The following is a 23,203-nucleotide window of genomic DNA, read 5'->3' on the forward strand; positions in this document are numbered from 1 at the left end:
TGAGCTTGGTCGATTTTTTGTAGTCGATATGTACCTCTAGTCAATAATTTACCAATCCGCTTTTATGGGAATGCACAGATAATTATTTATTGGAAATGTTTATTGGCGACTTTTTATTGTGTGGGGTTATTCTGACACTGGGATTAATGACTTGGCGGCTATCTTTATAAAAACATGTTGTTTTTGTATATCAGTATTGTCTGATTTTTTATTTATGATCAAAAATAAAGGGACTGACTTATTTGACGCGAGTAATTATTGACCTGAAATGTAATTAAGTGTGACTGAAATTTGTATTGATTAAGGTTTAGTGCATTGAATTTAAAGGGTTGGCATTGATCTTGTGCCTATTTTGTTGTTTGGGTATTTATCTTGCTTATGGTTCTTTCTAGCGAGCGATAATTTTATTGAACCGTGATCTCAATGATTTTATGAATTATTTCTTTCTGATTATTTTCAAGTTCTCAATGAGTTTATTTAAAATTATGAAAGTGTCGTTACATTTGCTTACATCCGTTTGAAACAGACTGAAACAGTTTATTTTCTATAATGAGACATAAATTTTTGTTCAATAAAATAAGTCTCGAAATAATGAAAAGATCAGCATTAACTTTAATGCCGACCGTTCTTGCATTAGCAGTGGGAATGGCGATGCCTGCAGTGCAGGCGGCAATCAATAGTGACGCTTCTGTTGTTGGTACGGAAAGCCAGTGGTGGAATACCTACAAAGTGACGCTCACTAACAACGGCAATCAGCCAGTTGAACTGCGTGATGCGAGCATTGCGTTTGATACCAACCTTTCCGTTTCAGCGCCTTCTTGGTCAGCACAAGGCATTTCTTACCCAAGCATGAGCTTTAGCAGCAATGCACAAGGTTCTGTGTTTAGCAATCGCTTAACTCTGAGCTTTGATCAAGGCAGTTGGGTAAAAACGCAACTGCTACCGGGGGCAAGCATTGATCTTACCTTAGGCGTCAGTGGTGTGCTTGACCTGAGCCTACTGCAAAGCACGATCGCACTGGAAACCGATGGCGACATCGAACCGGGTCAGCCAGAAATTTCGCTAGAGCTGGCTTCACCCGTTCAAGGTGCAGAGTTCATTGAAGGTCAAACCGTTGCGATTGTGGCTAACGTTACGGCAACCAACACAACAGTAAAAACCGTCACGTTCTTGGTGGATGGTGAGCAGATTGCGTTGCTTGAGCAAGCGCCATTTCAAGCGAGCTGGACTGCGGCTGGTGAGGGTGCTCACTCCATCAAAGCCATCGTGGAAGATGCTTCGGGTTTGCTGAAAGAGCAAGCGGTGCGTATTACCGTCAAAGCCGAAGAAATTGATCCACCGGTTGAGCCAGAAGTACCCGTTGCCCCTGTGATTGAACTGACCAATCCACGTAACGGACAAAGCGTATTCTTGGGCAAAGTCACCACACTGGCTGCGAATGCGACAGACGAAAATAATGATCTCACCGCAGTTGAGTTTTTGGTGAATGGCGAATCGATTGGCCGTGTTACGCAAGCTCCATATCAACTGGCTTGGACTCCGATAGCTTTGGGTCAATACACCATCGAAGCGATCGCTTACGATGCGGCAGGGCACCAAACGCAAACCCCAATGGTGACAGTGAACGCCAAAGAAATGGGCACGGGCAACCTAAGCTGTGATATCAAACAGATCTATCGTGAAGATGGCACTGAGTGTATGGGGGACGATCACCCGCGCCGTATCATCGGTTACTACACCTCATGGCGTACCGGTAAAAATGGTCTGCCAGCGTACCTCGCCGGCGATCTGCCTTGGGAAAAACTGACCCACATTAACTACGCGTTCGCCAGCATCAACAAGTCTGACTTCAGCATGCAAGTGGATGATTCCGCGACTAAAATGACGTGGGAAAATGTACCGGGTGCCGAGATGGATCCTTCACTGCCATACCAAGGTCACTTCAACCTGCTGAGCAAGTTTAAGAAACAGTACCCCGATGTGAAAACGCTGATTTCTGTCGGTGGTTGGGCGGAAACCGGTGGTTTCTATCCAATGACGACGGATCTGGCTTCTTGCTCTGTGAATATGGAAGGCATCAAGGCGTTCAACAAATCGGCGGTCGATTTCATCCGTCAATACGATTTTGATGGCGTGGATATCGACTACGAATACCCATCATCAATGAAAGATTCCGGTAATCCGGTCGATTTCGAGCAGTCGAACAAGTGTCGTGGTCAGTTGTGGGATAACTACATGGTGATGATGACCGAACTGCGCAAAGCGCTGGATAAAGCGGGCGAAGAAGATGGCCGTCGTTACATGCTGACCATCGCGTCACCTTCATCAGCTTACCTGCTGCGTGGTATGCAAGACTTCGCGATGCAAGATGTTCTGGATTACGTCAACATCATGTCTTACGACCTGCATGGTACGTGGAACGAGTTTGTCGGCCCACAAGCCGCACTGTTTGATGATGGTAAAGATGCTGAGCTGGCCAAATGGGGCGTGTACACGACTGCAGAATATCAAGGCATTGGCTACTTAAACCAAGCGTGGACGCATCACTTCTTCCGTGGCGCCTTTAAACCAAGCCAAATCAACATGGGGATTCCTTACTACACCCGTGGCTGGCAAGGCGTGAGCGGCGGCGATAAAGGTCTATGGGGTCGTGCGGTTGAGCCAAACCAATCGTCATGCCCAGAAGGCACCACGGTTTGTGGTTGGGGTGCGGAAGGTACCGACAACATCTGGCATGATGTGGATGCCAACGGTAACGAAATCAAAGCCGGTGTGGTGCCCATGTGGCATGCGATGAACCTTATGCATGCTGAAAAATTGGGTATTGACGGTATGCCAAGCTATGGCCCAGCGTGGGGCATGGATCCAAACAACCCGAAACACCTGATTGAAGGTAAATATGAGCGTGTGTGGAGCCAAGAGTTGCAAACGGCATGGCTTTGGAACGACACCAAAAAAGTGTTCCTGAGCATTGAAGATAAGGACTCACTGAAGCCAAAACTGGACTACATCGTCGATAACGGTTTAGGCGGCATGATGATTTGGGAGATGGCGGGTGACTACTCGTATGATGCGGTGAAACGCGAATACGTGATCGGTTCTGACATGACTTCTTATGCCCATGAAGTGTTTGCCGCGGCGAAGCCGATGGATATTCGTCATAACGATCTGCCACAACCAGACTCGGTGATTGACGTTACAGTATCGACCACTGAATGGCCAGAAGGTGATAGCAACTACCCAATCAACCCGAAATTGGTGTTTACCAACCACTCAAATGTGGCGATTCCGGGCGGCTCAACCATTGAGTTTCTGATGCCAACGTCAACCGGTGATATCGTCAAAGATTGGAGCGGTGCTGGTCTGAAAGTGATTGAAAGCGGTCATACCGGCAGCAACTTCTCGGTGAATGGTGAGAAGAAACTGTTCCACAAAGTGGCCGTGACACTGCGCTCAACCGAAACGATCCCTGCGGGCGGTGAGTACAGCGTCGATATGGTGTACTACACCCCAGTCTCTGGCGTGGCTAACGGCGTGCGCTTTATCGTGGGTAACGAAACGGTCGGCTTGAAGAAAGACTTCCCAACATTGCCAGCGTTTGAAGGTGCCACCGATGGCGGCAATGGTAACGAAGGTGGTGCGGGTCAATCTTGTGCCGATGCCGGCATCAACCCGAATGGCTTGAAAGTGTACCCAGAGTTTCCACGTGGCGACCACGCGGCAGGCGGTGACCAACTGATCCACAATGGTTCTGTATGGCAAGCCAACTGGTGGACGAACAGTACACCATCCAGCGCCGATGCATCATGGAAAGCGGTGTGCAAAATCTAAGTTAACTACCGTTCATGAAACATAAGCCCAGCCATTTGGCTGGGCTTTTCTATGCTTGGAAAAAGGGATAAGAAAAATGGAAAAGGCGTTTAACGCGCCAGCATGGGATAGGTGAAAAACAGCAAGTGAGCGAAGTTAAATAAGAAATGCACGCCAACACTGACCCAAAGACGTCCGGTAAAATGGAACACCAAACCATAGCCAAGCCCCGCAAGGGCGGCGAAGATCATTAGTAATGGACCACCCGCAAAATGGGCCATACCAAACAGCGCACTGGCGATCAAAAGTCCGGCAATGGCGCCAAACTGTTGCTGAGCCTTTTGCTGAATCAAACCACGAAATAGCGCTTCTTCTGCCACACAAGTAAATAGCAAATTGTTGAGTGCAAAAATCCACCACCATTCCGGCAATGACCATTCAAACGCCAGCGCGCCTAGCCAAACGGCGATCGGTAAGAGAGCAAATAAAGGTACTAAGGTCAGTAGTGTGGCCTTGATGTTTGGAGTTTTAGACTGCCCCAGTAGTGCTGGAAACGCGAGTAACAGTGCAAAAAACACCAGCGGTTTATCTAAATTTAGATAAAGGCTGAAAGGTGTACTGTGCGCACTGGCGAGCACTTTATCCAGCACTTTGAGGTTAGAAAAACCGGGTAGCCAATGGAGAAATAGCGCCAAACACCACAGCAGCAAAGCAACCCAAGCGGTCGTGCGCCAGTGTGATTGACCATTCGCAGCCAGATACGCCAGGGCAAAACCAACACAGATGATTCCAGCGCCAATGAAGGTGAGGTGACCACTTCCTAATGCACTGAGCAGAGTGATGATCAGTAGTCCCCAACTAACGCGGTGATAACGAGTGAAGCCCGCCATGATCGCTAAGGCCAGCGGTAGCCAAAGCAAAGCGGATGCAGAAAGTAACATATTGATATCCTATTTATTTCCTCTTGCTTCAAGAGCTTGAGGTATTTAAGGCAGGGATAATGACGTGCTAAGCTAGCAAGGACAAGCCACGAAGTCAGGCTTTCTTACTGGTTAAACCTGTTGAACAGCTATACCGTGAGCTTTTTTTGCACGTTGACAGTGATTGAATGTAACGATAAAACTCAAAAGTAACGAACCTTGAGTGTTTTTTGAGTTTTATTGTTGCTTACTGAGTGATTGAAGAAGGTAAATTATTCACGTCAACTTAACGAGGAGAATCTCAATGAAAGCACGTCATCTTTTACCTGTACTCGCCGCCGCGATCACTTTTCCTGCGCTGAGCAGCCCTGTCATGACGCTCACTAGCCAAGACATTCAAGAAGGCTCACGAATGGCGAAGCATTTTGTGTTTAATGGTTTTGGTTGTAGCGGTGATAATTTGTCGCCACAACTGAGCTGGAACAATGCCCCGAAAGGCACCAAAAGTTTTGCCATTACCGCTTATGACCCCGATGCACCGACTGGCAGTGGTTGGTGGCACTGGGTAGCACTGGATATCGCGGCGGATCAACACGCCGTGGCTCGTGGTGCAGCCAAACAACTTAAAGGAGTTCGTGAGCTGAACAACGATTACGGCTTTAGCGGCTTTGGTGGTGCGTGCCCTCCACAAGGTCACGGTATGCACCGTTATCAATTTACGGTTTGGGCACTCCCGTTTGAAAAAATGGAGATCCCACAAGGGGCTTCTAATGCTTTAGTGGGTTTTATGCTGCGCGCTAATGCGCTTGAGCAGGCCACGCTAACCGCAACCTATGTGAATGAATAATAAGGAAGAGAAATGAGCAAAGTGATCGTGCAGACTGGGCAGTTTAAAGGTTTGCGTAAACAGCCTCTGCATAATGTCTTGATCTATGCGCCCACCATTATTTGGGTAACACATGGACATAAACAGCTCTGGTGGCATGACACGACGCTCAATTTTCATTCTGCTGATTGGCTGATGTTGCCAGCCAATCAGTATCTTACCTTTGTGAATGTACCGCAGCAGGCGCAGTTTTATTCACGCACCTTGACCTTACATGAAGCGCCACCTGTAGAGTGGATAACTCAATCAAGTCAATATGAGCGAAATGAACAACCCAGAGTGAGAGTGACGGCTGCGCTGGCCTACTGTTTTGAGCTGCTTTACGAGATGAACCAACAATCGCTCAGTGAAGAGACACAGCGCCAGTTTGTGCTGGGTTTTTACGCGCAGCTGCGGGATGAGAAAGCGCTACATCTCCTGTTTCCAAGCGATAATGCCTCAATGCGAGAGCGTTTAGCGCGTTATTTAAGTGTTAATCCCGGTGATGAACACAATATTGAAACGGTTTCGGCGCATTTTGCGATGAGTCGAGCGACCTTGGCTCGCCATTTGGCAGCGGAAGGTACGGGTTTTCGAGAAGTGCTCAGTGAAGTGCGGATGAACTACGCGCTTGCGCTGCTGCAAGAGCTACGTCCTTTGATGGAGGTCGCGGTGGCTTGTGGGTATCAATCATTGACTCGATTTTCGGCGCGCTTTAAGCAGCAGTATCGGCTTACGCCTTATCAATATTTACAAACCATTACGGATAAGCCGGAAAAATAAAAAGAGCCACCTTAGGTGGCTCTTGAACTATGGATTACCGAGATTAAATGCCCGCGCGCTTTAGAAGGCCTGCCATCAACGCTGAGCTCGATTTCACTTGCTTAGATTTGTTGATCAGATTTTTCGCCAACGCTTGGTTATCAATGCTTTTGGCGATGTAAGACATCGCATGATAGAAATCGCTGGCAGATTTAATCTTGTTGGCGTCATTGAGTGGCGCAAGCAATTTTACCATTTCCGTGCCTTTCATTTTTTTCTCAGTGGCGTACGCTTCAACGGCATCCAGAACAAGATCGAGGTCGTTCATGGCTTCGGCACTTTCCACGCCATTCTTTTTCATCTCTTTTTGGTTACGTTTACGCAGCTGCTTGATCATAAACGCAGGTTTGTTAATTTTTCTAAAACCAAAATAACCCGCAGCAATCACGATGACGATCCCGCCGACCACATAACCCCAAATGGAGCCGCTTGACTCAACTACAGGTTGTACGGTTTGGGTGGCAAAATCGACGGTGGTAGAAACATCAGACATCTTACAAATCCTATCGGTGGCGCTTCGAAACAGAAGCTATTAATTAATCTGGCTGCCGAGTCGGCGCATTGCGGTGCATCAATCTTTATTGAAAGGGCGATTGAAAAGCACGTTTTTTTCACCAGCTTTGTGAACATCAATGGGGATGTACATCGACAAAACCAAGCTGATATCTGCAGACATCTCAGTTTGGTTGTCTAGTTTGCTGCGTGAGCTCACAAAAATGGTGATCTTTCTTCTCTGTACTCGGCGTGGGTATTGGCTTAGCTGGCTGCGCGACGCAGCCGATCATGCACGGCAAGCCACGCTTCACCTTGTGGTGGACGCTCTAACCAAATTTCATCTACGCCCCATTTATCCACTTCGGCCAGAGAGCGGTACAAGGCTTGGCCGTAGGCTTTGGCTTCTTGCGGCATCGGCTTGAGTAAACGCTGCTCGCTGGCTTGCAGCGCAGAGAGATGAAGTAGCGCGATGCGAAGCTCATCCGACTGAGTGGCAAGCTCGCGGGTTAGGTCATCAATCACCCTTAGGCGCGTTTTCGGTTGATAGTGGCTATCGACATTTCCCGGCACCGCAACTTGATGAACTTGTGGCTGCAGTACTTCTTGACCCAATACCGCGCTAAGTTCACTGGCCGTTATCGGGCCAGCGCGCAGCACACGAAAAGGTTTGCTGGTTAAATCGACAATCGTGGATTCCAAACCGTGTTGGCATTCGCCGCCATCCAAGACTGCGGCGAGTCTGCCATTCAAACCATCAAGCACCTGCTGGGCCGAGGTTGGGCTGAGTTTTTTGTAGGGGTTGGCCGAAGGTGCCGCCACCGCTAAGCGATGCGTCTTTAAAATGTCCAGCAAGACAGGATGAGCGGGAACTCGAATGCCGACCGATTCTAAACCGCCAGTCACAACAGGTGAAACCTGCTTAGCTTTGGGGAGCAAGAGTGTCAAAGGCCCCGGCCAAAACGCTTCGGCAAGTTGATACGCTTCTGGCGCAATATCGGTCGCCCATTCAGAGAGTTGTTCTGCCGACCCGAGATGGACGATCAACGGATGATTCGCTGGGCGACCTTTGGCACTAAAAATCTGCTTCACCGCTTCAGGTTGGGTGGCATCGGCCGCCAGCCCATAAACGGTTTCGGTCGGTATCGCAACCAGTTGGCCTTGCTTAAGTAACTGCGCTGCGCATTCAATATCAGCAGGTGTCATCGCTGAAAGCTGTTGGGTATTCAACAAAAAATCTCCGTGGTTCGGCATAACTTACTCGCATCATCCATTCACCGATGAAAGGGTGTCCGGTGTTTTGAAGGGCGGCATTCTAACAAAATTTGACCCAGATCCCTACTCAAGAATACTTTTGAACGATAAACCTTAGTATGGGTTTTATCGATAACTTTAAAACTAAAAGTGTGCACCGCTACCGTTTACATATCCGATAATGAACTACACTGAGGTTAAGGTATTGGTTTATATCGCAACCCTAACATTGGAATGAAAAAGAGATGGAGCAGAGTGTCGCATTTAACATTTCGACAATCGCCAAAATGGTCGGCAGCGATCTGGTAGAGCCTATGTTGGTGAGCTATCAAGAGAACACGCAAGCTCAGTTGACGAAATTAATCACGATTGTTGCAACGCAGTCCGTCAGTGAGCTGCATCGCTTGGCACACAGCATGAAATCCTCGGCAAGGTTCATTGGTAGTGATGCTCTGTCCGAATTCTGTTTTCAACTTGAGATGAAAACGGCCGCCGACCCAGAGTGGCATAGTGACTATGTGCGGCAAGTGGAAGAGTTATGCCAGCGAAGTCGCAATGTCCTTGAACAGATCGCCATCTATTTAGAACAGCAAAAAGTGAGTAATCGATGACTGCAGAAGCGATGAAGGTTGTTTGCGTCGATGACGACGATTTTATGCTCAAAGCGTTAGGACGTATGATTCGCCGCATGCGACCTGATTGGGAGATTGAGTTGGTTGAAGATGCTAACCATTGGGTGGCGGATGTAGAGCACGCGCCTAGCGTGGTGATTTCCGATCTGCTGATGCCGGGGAAAAATGGTGAAGCCTTGCTGACGGAATTACGTGCGCGTTGTCCTGAGACTATGCGGGTACTGTTAACCGGAGATACGACCCAAGAATTGCCTCGTAAAGCGCACACCTATGCGCAATTTGTGCTTCCTAAACCCTTTACTCACGAAGATTTTGAACATCTTTTCTTATGTGTCGAACGGCTGTATCGAATGCCGTTCAATATTGAATGCCGCAAGCGATTGGGGGCGTTAGAGGAAATTCCGATCCTGCCTAACTCCGTTCGTAAGTTACAACAAGTGATTGCTTCGCCAAATTGCAGTATGGACGCAATTGCGGAAACCATAGTTCATGAGCCTGTATTGGTGGCCAAAATCATTCAAATCGCCAACTCATCCTACTTTGGTTTTCGGCGTAATACCGATTCGCTGCATGAAGCGGTTGCGCGTTTGGGCGCGGTTTTGGTGGAGTCTATTGCCATCTCTTTGCTCGCAATTCATCCCAGTAATGTGAACTCAGCGGAAGATCATCAATGGGTGGCAGATTGCGCCTTCAAATCCAGCTCCATTGCCAGAGCATTGGTGAGAGAGTTGGGCTATCCGCGTCAGGATCAAGACCGGATTTTTGTGGCGAATTTACTGACCTCGATTGGCAAAATTCTGCTGCTCGAAGATGGTGCAAGTAAAAAAGAGTTTTTGGATTACTACCACTTACAGCCTGGGTATGCCGATTGTGATGTGATATCGGCATACATACTGATTATGTGGGGCTACGATATTGATATAGGGGATATCATTCTCAACCAAAGATTGACCTCGTTTAGCGGTGAGCATTTAGAGCAGCTAGGCAGCCTTTCATGTCTGGCGAATAGAATTGAAAATTGCAAACAAATCAATGAATACCGACAGCTTGTACAAGAAGCACCAGACTCAATACAAGGTGCGCTCAAGGAACTGGAAACTCAATTTTTTCCAGCTTAGTCAGTGAAATACTGAATTTTAAGGGAGTGAGTTTATGGCGATTCGACTAACGGTAGCTGATGATTCAAAGATGTCACGCAAGTCCGTGATTAGGGCGATTCCTGCCGGTTGGGATGTAGAAATAACCGAGGCTCAAAATGGAAAGGAAGCCGTAGAGAACTATAACAATGGCCTTGCTGATGTGATGTTTTTGGATCTCACCATGCCTGAAATGGATGGGATACAAGTCTTGGAACACTTTCACCGCATTGATGCGAAATGCTTAGTTATCGTGATTAGTGCGGATATTCAACCCTTGGTTCAGCAACGAGTTCGAGAGTTGGGCGCGCTGAACTTTTTGCAAAAACCACTCGATCCAGCGCAACTGGAACAGACACTTCATGAGGCAGGGTTGCTATGAGCATAGTACTTTCCGCAGATCACAAAGACGCATTGCAGGAATTCATGAACATCTCTATGGGCCGAGCCGCCAGTAAACTTGCGACCTTGCTTAATTTGCACGTCACCATCTCCGTACCCAACATTCGGGTCGCGACAGAGGAAGATATGCGTGCGCTGCAGTCTTATGCCGCTGATTATTATTACACCCGACAATCTTTCTACGGCGGAATGGATGGAGAACTGATCACCTTAATGAGCCGTTGCGGTTGTGAGCAAGTGGTCAATGACCTTAACCATTCGAAAGGTATGGCGGATGGATTAGTCAGTATTGAAGAGAGTATTTTGGATATCTCCAACATCCTTTCTGGGGCGAGTTTAAAAGGTCTATGTCAACAGATTGAATTGAAAACCAAAATTCAACCACCAGTCATCTTTGATCCGACCCATCAGCCTTTGCCAATTTTGCAATGGCGTCTGTCCTTGATTATGGAAATCAATTTTCTAGTTGAGAAGGCCTCTTTTTCTGCCAAAACCATCATCTGTTTTGCTGATAAAGAGTTAGATAAGGTATTTGCCCATCTCGACGAACTCTTGATGTAAGGATACGAGTATGGCAAAGAGTCGTTTATTGCTCTCTGAACTACTGGATCAACTCTCTTTTGCGCTCTGTATCGTGCGTAATGATTATGTGATCGTCAAAGTGAATGAATATTTTGAATCACGTGTCATTTTTGACGGTGAAGTCATGCAAGGGAAGAACATCCTAGAGCTATTCCCTGAATCCGCCGATTATTTAAAGCGTAAAATTGATACGGCGCTGGTGATTGAATCCTCCAGTTTCAGCAGTTGGGAGCAGAAACCGCATCTTTTGCCTTTCAAAAGTTCTCGCCCAGTGTCGGGTGAAGAAGAGCAGATGTACCAAAACCTCGAAGTGATCCCGATCCACAGTGAAGATGGGACGATAGAGCATGTCTGCCTCTGTGTGTATGACGTCACGATTCAAGCGAGCCAGCAACAGGAACTTAAGCGAGTATCGCAAAAGCTTGAAGAAGAACATCAATCCCAAAAAGTGTTAATCAAGAAACTGGAAGATGCACAAGGGCAATTAATTCAATCGGAAAAAATGGCCTCAATTGGTCAGCTTTCTGCGGGGATCGCCCATGAAATTAATAACCCAGTAGGCTTTATTACCTCGAACCTGCAAACGTTAAGCGACTACTTTAATAGCTTAGAGAAAGTGCTGAAAAGCATTACCCAGACGATTGGTCAGAGTAAAGACACGGCACTCAATGAAGCTTGTCAGAAGATCCTTAAACAAGGACAAGTAGATTTTATTTTGGAAGACACGGCGGAGTTGATTACCGAATCTCTAGAAGGCTCTTCACGCGTCATGTCGATTGTAAAAAACCTCAAAGAGTTCTCACACGTTGACCGTTCAGAGTGGAGTTACGCCAATCTAGAAAACTGTATCGAATCGACGTTGAAAATCATCAATAACGAGATCAAGTACAACATCACGTTGGAGAAACACTACGCGGCCAATGTGCCCGATGTTTTTTGTCAGCCGATGCAGATCAATCAGGTTTTACTCAACATATTGGTGAATGCCAGCCATGCCATCAAAGGCGAAGGGACGATCACCATTTCCTTACAATCTGCGGGGGACGATTTTGTTGAAATACACATTCGAGACACGGGATGCGGTATTCCGGAGGAGATCCGCGAGCGTATTTTTGAACCCTTCTTCACCACAAAACCTGTCGGTTCGGGGACCGGATTAGGTTTATCTGTCTCCTACGGCATTATCAATAAGCACAATGGTACGATCAGCGTCACCAGCGAAGTCGGTAAGGGTAGCGAATTCACCATTCGTTTACCGGTGAATCCCAGTGCAGAAGCGGTAGACAATACCGATGCCAAAGCGATGTAAATGGGGGCATTATGGTAGACAAACTACGCACTTCTGGCGCAGCTATGCGAGAACAAGGGAATGATTGCCATATCCCTTTTGCTCTGTTGGCCTTTATCAAGGTGCTGTTTTCCAATGTAAAGCCAAAGCGTAAGTTCGATAGTTTAATGACCACCATCAGCGATTTAGTGCCTGGGTGTCAGATTGCGTTACTTGAACGTCAATCCGACGAGCACTGGCGTATTATTCAAACCAGTAGCTTGACAGTGGAGACTCGCTTCAAAACCGCATTACCTCCATTTATTGAAGATGAGTGGTACTGCATGCCGAATGTGCAAGCGGAAAGGGTGTGGCGAGAGCATTACGCACACTGTTTTCCTGACTGTCAGAGCGCGTTAGCCGCGAAGTTTCACACCGCCGAAAATCATTATCTCCTGCTGATTATGCAGCCGATGTTGGATGGTTTTAATCATCCACAACGCGATGAGTTATATGCGCTATTTGATGTTACCAAAAGTGCGCTTTATTCCATGCTGCAATTTCGCAAAACCGTTATCGACAAGCATCAGGTTCAGCAAGAAGAAAAATTGGCATCTTTAGGTAAGTTAGCTGCTGGCGTCGCCCATGAAATCAATAACCCGCTTGGGTTTGTAATGAGTAACTTCAGTTTCCTGAATGAATACGTTGCTCAGATAAGGCAGCATCCACAAATTCAACCGATAGCCGACCCTAGGCTTCATGAGATGATCGCCGATAGTGAAGCGATCTTGATGGAGAGCTTAGAGGGACTGTCGCGGATCAAAAATATCGTTTCGAGCCTCAATGTGTACTCACATACGCATGAAAATATGGCAGAAATTGATATGCGTGACGTACTGAGTTCGGCACTGGCTTTGATTATTGGTGATCTGAAATACCGAGCTCAGTTTGTGTATCCCGCACCAGAAAAGCCTTATTACATTCGTGGCAGCTACAACAAGCTGCAACAAGTGTTTATCAACTTGATTATTAATGCGGTGCAATCCGTCTCTGCAACCCAAGAAGGGGTCGTGCGTCTTGAGCTCTGTGAAGTGCGTTGGCCGGGAGAAGGCATTCCACGCGTACAAGTGCTGATTGAAGACAATGGCAAAGGGATCAGTGCAGAGCACCTTGAAAAAGTGTTTGATCCCTTTTTCACAACTAAAAAAGTCGGTGACGGAGCGGGCTTGGGGTTATCCGTGGCACGTGAAATCATCGAAGAACACCATGGCAAAATAAAGCTCTGTTCGACAGAAGGGGTCGGAACGCGAGTCTTTGTGACACTGCCACAAGCGGTACGTGCTCAAGGAGCCTTCTGATGCAAAGCAACCGTGAAATTCTGCTAGTGGATGATGAACCTGCGGTGTTGAATGCCTTAAAGCGCGAGCTGCGCCCTTATTTCCCCCATCTGCACACCGCCACTTCTGCGCAAGAAGCGTTAGAGCTTTTAAAGCAACATCCAGTACAGATGGTGATTTCCGATTATCGGATGCCGGGCATGAATGGTGCGGATTTGGTGATAGAGATTAACCGCCGCTATCCGCACATTATGTCGCTTATCCTTTCTGGGCAGGCGGATATGAATGGATTATCGCGAGCCTTGAATGAAGGCGATCTGTACAAATTTTTGCTCAAGCCGTGGGAGCGAAATTATCTGCTGCAAACAATCTTGCAGTGTTTTAGTGAAAAAGAGCGCCGTGAAGAGTTTGATACTGTCTCTGGACTCAAAACATGGCAAGCACTCAACAAACAGGTCTCATTATTACAGTCACTGGCTGACCACCCCTATCTTGTGCTGATCATGGAGTGGACAGCGTCGCTGGATGATCTGCAAAAGCAAGCCATTTCGCAACATGTGATCCAGCAACTTCCAGAAACCGAGCACATCTATCAAGATGGGTCACGTTGGTTTTGGGTCACGCACCGCTTAACGCCTTGGTATAAAACATTATTTAAGTTAATTGATAGCTTTCAGAGCCCTGCGCCTTCAGAGAATACGGCCTTTAATTTTACTCAGCCTCCGCATTGGTGGATTGCCGATATTGAGTCTTGGCCTGATGTTGAGTTGAAGTTAGTCACTCCGCCCTGCGAGAAAAGCGCGTTGGTTGATCATATATCTATATTTTGGTTGGGCAATGCGGACGAGACGCTGGAAATTAAGCAGCTATTGAATATTTATCGTGACCTCCAACTCGGCCATTTTTGTGCCTTCTATCAGCCTCAAAAGCACATCGATTCTGGGGGCGTCGTAGCGTTTGAAGCCTTAGCCAGACGAGTGATTGGCAAAGGATTGTATGAAATGCCCGATCGTTTTTTCCCGATCTTGGAAAAGTACCATTTGATCCCGACGTTAACTGAAGTCATGGTGCGCGATATTTTGACCTTTTTAACGACGGAAGATGCGGTCTTACAAGACATCACCATAGGGGTAAATATTCCGGGAAAAATGCTCACTGACGGCAGTTTTTATCGTTTGTTACTGAGCGTAGCGGAGGAGAAGCAAGCGCAACATGCGTTGCATCGACTCTCGGTTGAGATCACGGAACACGATTTGATTGCGGATTTTGATGCCGCTAAACATGAGATTTATAAGCTAAAATCATTAGGAATACGCTGCGCGTTAGATGATTTTGGTACGGGATATTCTGGTTATGAGTACTTGTGTGAAATTCCGTTTGATGTGGTGAAAATTGATGGGCGATACATTCAAAGTTTGGGTAAGGCGGAATCAAGTACGGTCATTTTACAATCGATGATTTCTAGCATTAAATCCTTGTCTATGCAGGTGATTGCCGAATGGGTCGACTCAGATCAGCAATATCAAATTTTACAAGAGATGGGATGTGACCTGGTGCAAGGCTATTTAGTTAGCCCGGCTATTTCACCACAACAAGTCCTGAACTATCTCCATAACAAACTATCTCCATAAAAAATAGGGGAGCGCTATGCAAATGGATAACATGCACGATGAGAAGTTAAACGTCCTGTTACTTGATGATGAAAACGATATTTTGAAAGCGCTTAACCGTGTGTTGCGGATGGATTACAACGTAGTGACCTTCGATAACGGCGCTGATGCGTTGGAATATCTGCAGGAAAACCCAATCCACATCATCATCTCGGATATGCGTATGCCTGAGATGGATGGTGCAGATTTTCTTGCCAAAGCGCGAGAAATGCAGCCTGATACGGTGCGTTTGCTGCTCACCGGATATGCGGATATTCAATCGACAGTACGTGCGGTTAACGCAGGAGGGATTCATACCTACATCAGCAAACCTTGGGACAACGAAAACCTCAAGCTCATTGTAGGAAAAGCCGCCGAGTTTTATCGCTTAAGTCGGGATAAAGAGCGCCTGACTATTGAATTGGAAGAACGTAATAAAGAACTGGAAATTGCCAATCAAGCATTAGCTGCGAATAACTTGAAGCTTTCGCACTTTAATCAAGAGTTGGAGACGAAAGTACAAGAGCGTACTGTCGCCTTACAAGAGAGCAATAAACGCTTAGAAGTCTCGCTCGCTTCACGCAATAAAACGTTTAAAGATATTTTGGCTATGGTGACCGCGATTATCCAGCATCGCACGGGGTTCCCTGCGGATCATGCAGAGCGGATCGCGAATCAGGCCAAATCAGTGGCACTTAAGTTAAAATTACCTGAAGCAGTTGCCAGTCATGTTTATTTATGTGGGCTCATGCATCAAATCGGCCTGATCGCTGAAACCAATAATGACTGGAAAGTGGTCAAGGTGCATCAGGATTCGGAGATCCCCATTACCCCGAACGTGAATCCGATTTTGGGTGCAGAAATTGTGGGTCGAATTAAGCGCTTTGAACCGCTGATGGAAATTATCCGTCATCAAGATGAGCTGTATGATGGTACAGGGAAGCCGGATCATTTACGTGGTGAGCAAATTCCGATTGGCGCGCGGATCATAAAAGTCGTCAAAGATTATGACTTCTTCGTCGCGGGGGCGAATAACCCAAGACGCATGCACACCAAAAGTGCGCAAGGCTATCTGCGTCAGCAGTCCGAAGTCTATTACGATCCTAAAGTTGTGGAAGCCTTTATTACGATTGTAAGTGCGGTGACTCGAATTGAAGAGGGTATGGAGCTGTGTGTCAGCCTGAGCGAAGTACGTCCGGGCATGGTTATCAAACGTGATATCTATCTGCCCAACGGCAATTTAATGCTGACGGCTGGCAACGCAATGAGTGAACCTTTATTACGTAAACTCAAAGAGTTAGAGCAAGAGATGAATATGCCGATCCCCGTTTATATAGGATAAGGACATAGGATAAGGATTCGTCAGGTCGTTACGGTTTGTTGGGGGCTAACGGTAGAGTAATTAACACTCGGGTGCCTTGTCCCAGTTCACTAAAGAGTTGTATGTCGCCATCGTATTTTTTGATGCTGCTGTAGGCCTCGGTTAAACCGAGGCCTACACCTTTACCCACATCATGAGTGGTAAAGAAGGGGTCAAAAGCGTGCTGTTTTTCTTCGATACTCATACCGCGGCCAAAATCGCGCACCTCAATTTCTAACTGTTGATGATCATGACGCAGCGAAAGTTCGATACGGATCATTGGGTCATCGGAGGCGTAAGCTTGATAGGCGTTATTTAAAATCGCACTCAACGCGGTCACGAAATCGTTGCTGTAGCAATAAATCAACGGTGGATAGAGGGTTTGTTCTTTCCAGACTACCCACTCTCGCAATCCGCAAATTTGAATGGCTTGTTCCACTAAGCTGAGTGGAGAAACCCAACTGCTGTCATGGGGTGTGGGTTCGGCTTGGCAACGCTGAACTTTATCGACGATCGTTTTTATCCGGTCAACACAGTGCAGTGCATCTTTAAGGCTTTCCTCAATCCCTGAAAAACTTTCTTCGAGATAAAGCGCATTTTTGGTTTGGCTTAACTTATCTTGAAAATCACTTCCGCTCAGCAGGATATCAATCTGTTCAAATCCTATCTTAAGCTGGTTAAAGTCTTGTTGGAGTAGCTGCAAGTGGCTTTTCAATGCGCCATTGGGGTTGTTAATCTCATGAGCAAAGCCTGCAGCCAGTGTACCAATCGAAATCATTTTCTCAGTTTCAACCAGCTTATCTTTCATTAAAGTGAGCTTGGTATTCATCTCTTCCAGTTGCTGATTTTTTGCGAGTAGGGTTTCCGTACGCTGGTTAACCTTATCTTCAAGCTCTAAATTCCACTGCTCGAGTTGTTGTTGGTAATCTCGCATGGTCGCTTCTGAATGGCGCAGCGATTGCACCATTTGTTGAAAAGAGTGGGCGACGCGACTGATTTCATCATGACCTTGGATTTCAAGCAGGACTTCACGATTGCCGAAGGTGATTTGATCGGTTGCGGTTTTGAGTTCCGTTAAACGTCGGGTTAAGGCATTCCCCAACAAGTAAGAGAACAGAGCGACTAAGCCCATTTCCCCTAGCACAATCAGTAGTGTCCATTTACGGGCGTGAGCGAGTTGTTGCTCAAGATAGGAGAGGTCAAAGCCGATAAATACGGTACCAAACAGAGTGCCGCTGACCTCGATCACGTCATTGGCGGTATAAATGGGCTGGAGATGAGAAAAGTCCTGGTCATTAATCGTGTGGTAAGCGTCGTATAAATCACGGTTGCCTTTAAAGGTTAAAAGTTTTCCATGGGGATTTTCGACCGCGACATAGACGATGTCTTGATTGGACATCATTAATGTAGCGGCAGAGTCGATACTGGCCAGATCGTAAGCCAGTACTGGATTCTTCACCATAGTAGCAAACAGAGCAATGGTCGTTTGGGCGCGCTTTTGTAATCCATCATAGTTGGTGGACTCAAGATAGCTTAGGGTGAAGGTGATCAAAATCGTCAGCAACAAAGCTTCGATCAACGCCACACCAAGCATGGTCTTTAAGCGTATCGACATCGCTTATTCCTTAAGCAGATGAGAGAGGGTTTGGATGTCTAATTCACGGATGTCGTCCCAATCACTGTCTTGTGCAGCTTCAATGCCGGAAAAACCAATTGCTTGAAGCTGCAAGCGTCCTTTCTCGGTTTGAGCAAGGTTGAGTAATGCATTTTGCACAGCGGTCACCTGATCTGGCTTCAGTTTTGGATGATAGGCGAAAGCGTGCGGCGTAAAACTGGGGCTTTCCCACAATATCTTTAGTTGGCTAGTGATGGCCTTCGGGGCATTGTCAAATGTGCGTTTAATACCACCACCTGCGACAAAAAAGCCATTCGCCACATTCAAGTAAACGGAATCGTGTGAGGAGACATATTGAGACTCAATATTTATCCCTTCTTTTTTTAACAGCGCTTGAGGAATGATGGTGGCAGCAAAGGCAGCAGGAGAGGGAAAGGCGAGACTTTTTCCATCGAGATCTTGTATGGACTTTATCGGGCTCTCCTTTGCAACCACTATGATGCCTTGTAGCTTCTGATCTTTTTGCTTGGCCAGCGCGACATACCCCGGCTGTTGATGAAAGAAGATGTAGTGATAAGGATTCATGTACACCAAATCATACTCGCCATTTAGCACTCGCTGTTCAAATTCAGGAATGGTCACCGCGGTATGAAATTCGATAGAAAAGCCCGTTGTTTCAGACAGGTTTTCTAGAATCGGCACCCAACGCTTCGCTAATTCCTCAGGGGATTGTTGTGGCACGACGCCAAAAGAGAGGGTGGAAGCCCAAGTGAGAGATGACATACACCAGACGAACACAAACCAGCAGTAGCGCATAAAGTTACCTTAGGGTTTCTAATACTAATGGGTTAAGTATAGAAAATGGTTGATCAGCTTGATGATTATTTTCTGGTAAAGAAAATTGTGGTTAGAGTTTATTCGATCTGTTCAGCAAAATTTACGTTTTTACTCGAGCTTCAATGATACGTTTGAAGGAGGTTCACAAGTCTCTTATTTATACCAAACGATTGCTTAAAAATTAGGTTTGACACTGCTCACGTTTTTGTATGGTGAGATAGCGCATTGTCATTAAGAGTTGGTGTGTTTGTGTACAAAATGTTAAATAGATCAGAGTTATCTAGCATAATGCGCTGTACATTGAGGGCGCACTAGATAATCTGGCACATTGTCTGTTTAGGCCTGCTTCCACGCTCTAATCCGCTAGAGATAATCATGAGTGGTGAAGTTTTTTACTAATGTCTGAGAAAACCAAAGAGGATAGTCTGTTTTTAAGACATTTTTATGGCAAATTAATTCAATGATTGCTAGTGTGTGCCGCAATCCCTGTCAGGTGTAAGTTGTTTTTGTTTAAAACTTATACGACAAACGACAACAATCAGCCGTTCTGAATACCTGACATGGAAGTCATGGATGCAATATTAAAACTTGGAGTTTATGCATGTATAAGAACAAAATCACCCAGGCACTGCTGTTAGGTGCTGGTTTAGCGGTGGCTACCACGTCATTCACCTCTTTTGCAGCGAATGTTCCTGCTGGTACCAAACTTGCTCCTGTTCAAGAGCTGGTCCGTGGTAACGGTACTGAAGTCGCGTCGCTTGATCCGCACAAAACGGAAGGTGTTCCTGAGTCCAACGTGATTCGTGATCTGTTAGAAGGTCTGGTAAACCAAGACGCTAACGGTAACGTGGTTCCGGGTGTCGCTGAAAGCTGGGAAACGACAGACAACAAAACCTTTACTTTCCATATTCGTAAAGATGCGAAATGGTCTAACGGTGACCCTGTTACTGCACACGATTTCGTCTACAGCTTCCAACGTGCTGTCGATCCTGCAACCGCTTCTCCTTACTCTTGGTATATGGAATACACCAAGATGAAGAATGCGAAAGAAATCATTGCCGGAGAGAAAGACAAATCAACACTGGGCGCGAAAGCAGTTGATGATCATACTCTGGTTTTTGAGTTGGAGACTGCCGTTCCTTACTTCGTGATGATGATGGGTCACACAACGGTGAAACCGATTCACAAAGCGACAGTAGAAAAATTTGGTGATCAGTGGACCAAACCTGAAAACTTTGTCGGTAACGGTGCTTACGTTCTCGACAAGTGGGTGGTTAACGAGCGTTTAGAGCTCAAGCGTAACCCTCAATACTGGGACGACAAAAATACTGTTCTGAATAAAGTGACTTATCTGCCCATCGAAAACCAAGTGGCAGAGATGAACCGTTTCCTATCGGGCGAAATTCAGATCACGAACGAACTGCCACTTGAGCACTTCAAACGTCTGAAAAAAGAGCATCCAGAATCTGTTCAAGTACAAGGCCAACTCTGTACTTATTACTACGGCTTCAATAACAAAAAGCCACCATTTGACGATGTTCGCGTACGTAAAGCCCTTTCTTACGCGATTGACCGTGATGTGGTTTCTGATGCGATTCTAGGCCAAGGCCAAAAACCGGCTTACTTCCTGACTCCGGAAATCACCGCAGGATTTAGCCCAGAAATGCCAGCTTACGGCAAAATGACTCAGAAAGAGCGTATTGCAGAAGCGAAGAAACTGCTGGAAGAAGCGGGTTACAACAAATCTAACCCTCTGAAATTCACTCTGCTGTACAACACCTCAGAAAACCACAAGAAGATTGCAACTGCGATCCAATCTATGTGGAAAACTTCTCTGGGCGTTGATATCGCACTGGAAAACCAAGAGTGGAAAACCTACCTAGATACTCGTCGTCAAGGCAACTTTGATGTGACTCGTGCGGGATGGTGTGGTGACTACAACGAAGCGTCTTCTTTCTTGACTCTGATGTTGTCGAGCAACACTTCAAACGATCCGCAGTACCACAGTGCTGAATACGACGCCGTGATTGAAAAAGCGAAGAAGTCAACTTCTGAAGAAGAGCGTCAAAAACTCTATGCGGATGCAGAGAAGTTGTTGGCTCGTGATATGCCAATCGCGCCAATCTACCAATACGTAAGATCGCGTCTTGTTTCTCCAACCGTCGGTGGCTACCCATCGAATAACGCGGAAGACAAGATCTACGCCAAAGATCTTTATATCAAAGCTCAATAATAGAGCCATATTCCTAACGAGTTGAAGTTGCAGTGATGACTGCAACTTCATTCGTCGGGGACAAAACTATAAATAACGTAGACGCTGCATGTGAAATTCACGTGCAGGGTCTTTGCATTTCCTTGTCACAGATTGAAAGAGTGAGCTTATGCTTAAATTCATAGCAAAAAGGATATTTGAAGCAATTCCAACGATGTTGGTGTTGATTACTATATCTTTCTTTCTTATGCGCTACGCGCCAGGTAACCCATTCTCTTCAGAACGCCCTCTGCCGCCAGAAGTGATGGCCAACATCAATGCAAAATATGGTTTAGATAAACCCGTTTCTGAACAGTATTTAACCTATTTAACCAACATTGTTCAGGGTGATTTTGGCCCATCGTTTAAGTACAAAGACTATACGGTGAATGAGCTTATCGCCAGTGCACTGCCTGTTTCCGTGAAAATTGGTCTCGCCGCATTTGTGTTTACTGTGATCATGGGGGTAACGGTCGGAACCATTGCCGCCTTGAAGCAGAATACGTGGATAGACTACACCATCATGTCGACCGCCATGTTAGGGGTGGTGATGCCCTCGTTCGTTTTAGCGCCAGTGCTCATATATATCTTCGCTATCCAGTTTAGTTTATTCCCTGCCGGTGGCTGGCAAGACGGTGGGTTTGAGTATATGGCGTTGCCGGTTTTGGGTATGTCACTGCTCTACGTCGCGACATTTGCGCGTATTACTCGTGGTTCGATGATTGAAACCTTGAACAGTAACTTCATTCGTACCGCACGTGCGAAAGGTTTGAGCTATGGCTATATCGTGGTCAAGCATGCGTTAAAACCTGCACTGCTGCCTGTGGTTTCTTACATGGGACCCGCTTTCGTCGGTATCATCACAGGTTCGGTTGTTATTGAGACCATTTTTGGTTTGCCCGGCATTGGCAAGCTCTTCGTTAACGCCGCCTTCAACCGGGATTATTCTCTGGTGATGGGGGTAACGATCCTGATCGGTTTCCTATTTATTCTGTTTAACGCGATTGTCGATATTCTCCTCGCTTACATCGATCCGAAGATTCGCTACTAATAGGACTTAGATAATGTTGACGAAAAAAGAAAATTTAGCGGCGATTGAAAACTTCTCACAAAACCTTGAGATTCAAGGTCGCAGCCTGTGGCAAGACGCGCGTATTCGCTTTATGCGTAACAAAGCCGCGATGGTCAGTCTGTTTGTTTTGATGTTAATCACCTTGGCAGTCGTCTTTCTGCCGATGTTTTCCGCTTACAGTTATGAAGATACGGACTGGTATGCCATGCACGCCGGACCTTCAGCGGAGCACTGGTTTGGTACTGATGCTCTTGGTCGCGACCTCTTTGTGCGCACGCTCGTGGGTGGTCGTATCTCACTGATGGTCGGCATCATGGGGGCATTGGTCGCAGTACTGATCGGTACACTGTATGGCGCGGCCTCAGGTTTTATCGGTGGCCGAACTGACCGTGTGATGATGCGTATTCTGGAAATTCTGTACGCTATCCCATTCATGTTCTTGGTGATTGTATTAGTGACGTTTTTTGGTCGTAACATCGTACTGATCTTCGTCGCGATTGGGGCAATCGCATGGCTGGATATGGCGCGTATTGTGCGCGGCCAAACCTTGAGCCTACGTAGCAAAGAGTTTATCGAAGCGGCGCATGTGTGTGGTGTGAGTAAGTGGAACATCATTACGCGCCATATTGTGCCAAACGTATTGGGCATTGTAGCGGTTTACTCCACCCTGCTGATCCCAAGCATGATTTTGACCGAATCTTTCCTTTCTTTCCTTGGTCTTGGTGTTCAAGAGCCGATGACAAGCTGGGGCGCGCTGTTACAAGAGGGCGCTAACACAATGGAAGTGGCTATTTGGCAACTGCTATTCCCCGCCGCATTCATGGTGTTGACCTTGTTCTGCTTTAACTATGTCGGCGACGGCCTTCGTGACGCGCTCGATCCAAAAGACAGATAAACCAA

Annotated in this window: 19 protein-coding genes; 14 read left to right on the top strand and 5 right to left on the bottom strand. The window is 46.6% G+C overall.

Translation table 11 applies throughout. The annotated features are described in order from the left end of the window. Positions 1-615 precede the first annotated feature (615 nt). A complete protein-coding gene (locus GOU96_RS00210; RefSeq protein ID WP_267780661.1) occupies positions 616-3,831 on the top strand; it encodes a glycosyl hydrolase family 18 protein in 3,216 nt (1,071 codons plus the stop codon). Positions 3,832-3,920: 89 nt separating this feature from the next. Here GOU96_RS00210 and GOU96_RS00215 read toward each other — a convergent pair whose 3' ends face one another. Continuing rightward, the gene (locus GOU96_RS00215) at positions 3,921-4,751 is read right to left on the bottom strand and encodes a CPBP family intramembrane glutamic endopeptidase (RefSeq protein ID WP_230666124.1); all 831 of its coding nucleotides are present in this window, start codon (positions 4,749-4,751) and stop codon (positions 3,921-3,923) included. 283 nt (positions 4,752-5,034) lie between these two features. Between GOU96_RS00215 and GOU96_RS00220 the strand changes: the two genes are divergently transcribed. Together GOU96_RS00220 and GOU96_RS00225 are read left to right on the top strand one after the other, a co-directional pair. Continuing rightward, a complete protein-coding gene (locus GOU96_RS00220) occupies positions 5,035-5,577 on the top strand; it encodes a YbhB/YbcL family Raf kinase inhibitor-like protein (protein WP_000647507.1) in 543 nt (180 codons plus the stop codon). A 12-nt stretch (positions 5,578-5,589) separates the two neighbouring features. Continuing rightward, entirely contained in the window at positions 5,590-6,378 is a 789-nt protein-coding gene (locus tag GOU96_RS00225; protein ID WP_000048785.1) for a helix-turn-helix transcriptional regulator, read from the top strand. 43 nt (positions 6,379-6,421) lie between these two features. Here GOU96_RS00225 and GOU96_RS00230 read toward each other — a convergent pair whose 3' ends face one another. Together GOU96_RS00230 and GOU96_RS00235 are read right to left on the bottom strand one after the other, a co-directional pair. Continuing rightward, positions 6,422-6,910, bottom strand: coding sequence for a hypothetical protein (locus GOU96_RS00230; RefSeq protein WP_032474595.1), 489 nt, complete (start codon positions 6,908-6,910; stop codon positions 6,422-6,424). A 263-nt stretch (positions 6,911-7,173) separates the two neighbouring features. Continuing rightward, on the bottom strand, positions 7,174-8,163 hold the full coding sequence (locus tag GOU96_RS00235; protein WP_033932415.1) for an L-threonylcarbamoyladenylate synthase: 990 nt from the start codon (positions 8,161-8,163) through the stop codon (positions 7,174-7,176). Positions 8,164-8,408: 245 nt separating this feature from the next. On the opposite strand from GOU96_RS00235, the gene GOU96_RS00240 reads away from it, so the two are divergent. The 8 genes from GOU96_RS00240 to GOU96_RS00275 are packed head-to-tail and all read left to right on the top strand — an operon-like array spanning position 8,409 to position 16,510. Further along, on the top strand, positions 8,409-8,774 hold the full coding sequence (locus GOU96_RS00240) for an Hpt domain-containing protein (protein ID WP_000438237.1): 366 nt from the start codon (positions 8,409-8,411) through the stop codon (positions 8,772-8,774). Further along, a complete protein-coding gene (locus tag GOU96_RS00245) occupies positions 8,771-9,913 on the top strand; it encodes an HDOD domain-containing protein (protein ID WP_000123106.1) in 1,143 nt (380 codons plus the stop codon). Before GOU96_RS00240 ends, GOU96_RS00245 begins: the two co-directional genes overlap by 4 nt. 34 nt (positions 9,914-9,947) lie before the next feature. Continuing rightward, positions 9,948-10,313, top strand: coding sequence for a response regulator (locus tag GOU96_RS00250; RefSeq protein WP_001007798.1), 366 nt, complete (start codon positions 9,948-9,950; stop codon positions 10,311-10,313). Further along, positions 10,310-10,894, top strand: coding sequence for a chemotaxis protein CheC (locus tag GOU96_RS00255; RefSeq protein ID WP_000029435.1), 585 nt, complete (start codon positions 10,310-10,312; stop codon positions 10,892-10,894). The genes GOU96_RS00250 and GOU96_RS00255 overlap by 4 nt, the downstream gene beginning before the upstream one ends. Positions 10,895-10,904: 10 nt before the next feature. Beyond that, entirely contained in the window at positions 10,905-12,224 is a 1,320-nt protein-coding gene (locus tag GOU96_RS00260) for a sensor histidine kinase (RefSeq protein ID WP_057554282.1), read from the top strand. Positions 12,225-12,235: 11 nt separating this feature from the next. Beyond that, positions 12,236-13,540 carry a sensor histidine kinase gene (locus GOU96_RS00265; RefSeq protein ID WP_057568722.1) on the top strand — a complete coding sequence of 435 codons (1,305 nt, stop codon included), beginning with the start codon at positions 12,236-12,238 and terminating at the stop codon, positions 13,538-13,540. Continuing rightward, the gene (locus tag GOU96_RS00270) at positions 13,540-15,150 is read left to right on the top strand and encodes an EAL domain-containing protein (protein WP_114974844.1); all 1,611 of its coding nucleotides are present in this window, start codon (positions 13,540-13,542) and stop codon (positions 15,148-15,150) included. The genes GOU96_RS00265 and GOU96_RS00270 overlap by 1 nt, the downstream gene beginning before the upstream one ends. A 16-nt stretch (positions 15,151-15,166) precedes the next feature. After that, entirely contained in the window at positions 15,167-16,510 is a 1,344-nt protein-coding gene (locus GOU96_RS00275) for a response regulator (protein ID WP_001177843.1), read from the top strand. A 28-nt stretch (positions 16,511-16,538) separates the two neighbouring features. On the opposite strand, the gene GOU96_RS00280 is transcribed toward GOU96_RS00275, so the two are convergent. Together GOU96_RS00280 and GOU96_RS00285 are read right to left on the bottom strand one after the other, a co-directional pair. Further along, complete coding sequence (locus GOU96_RS00280; protein ID WP_114776343.1) at positions 16,539-18,143, bottom strand: sensor histidine kinase; 1,605 nt, start codon at positions 18,141-18,143, stop codon at positions 16,539-16,541. Positions 18,144-18,146: 3 nt separating this feature from the next. Further along, complete coding sequence (locus tag GOU96_RS00285; protein ID WP_057554289.1) at positions 18,147-18,959, bottom strand: phosphate/phosphite/phosphonate ABC transporter substrate-binding protein; 813 nt, start codon at positions 18,957-18,959, stop codon at positions 18,147-18,149. Positions 18,960-19,581: 622 nt separating this feature from the next. Here GOU96_RS00285 and GOU96_RS00290 point away from each other — a divergent pair. From GOU96_RS00290 to oppC, 3 genes are all read left to right on the top strand, one after another. Next, complete coding sequence (locus GOU96_RS00290; protein WP_000277612.1) at positions 19,582-21,213, top strand: ABC transporter substrate-binding protein; 1,632 nt, start codon at positions 19,582-19,584, stop codon at positions 21,211-21,213. 148 nt (positions 21,214-21,361) lie between these two features. Further along, positions 21,362-22,282: an oligopeptide ABC transporter permease OppB gene (oppB, locus tag GOU96_RS00295; protein ID WP_001880879.1), complete on the top strand. Its 921-nt coding sequence runs from the start codon at positions 21,362-21,364 to the stop codon at positions 22,280-22,282. Positions 22,283-22,295: 13 nt separating this feature from the next. Then, positions 22,296-23,198 (top strand): oligopeptide ABC transporter permease OppC, encoded by a 903-nt coding sequence (gene oppC / locus GOU96_RS00300; RefSeq protein ID WP_000956294.1) that lies wholly within the window; start codon positions 22,296-22,298, stop codon positions 23,196-23,198. The last annotated feature ends 5 nt before the right edge of the window (positions 23,199-23,203 follow it).

The organism is Vibrio sp. R-1, from assembly GCF_035615595.1.
Classification (GTDB): domain Bacteria; phylum Pseudomonadota; class Gammaproteobacteria; order Enterobacterales; family Vibrionaceae; genus Vibrio; species Vibrio cholerae.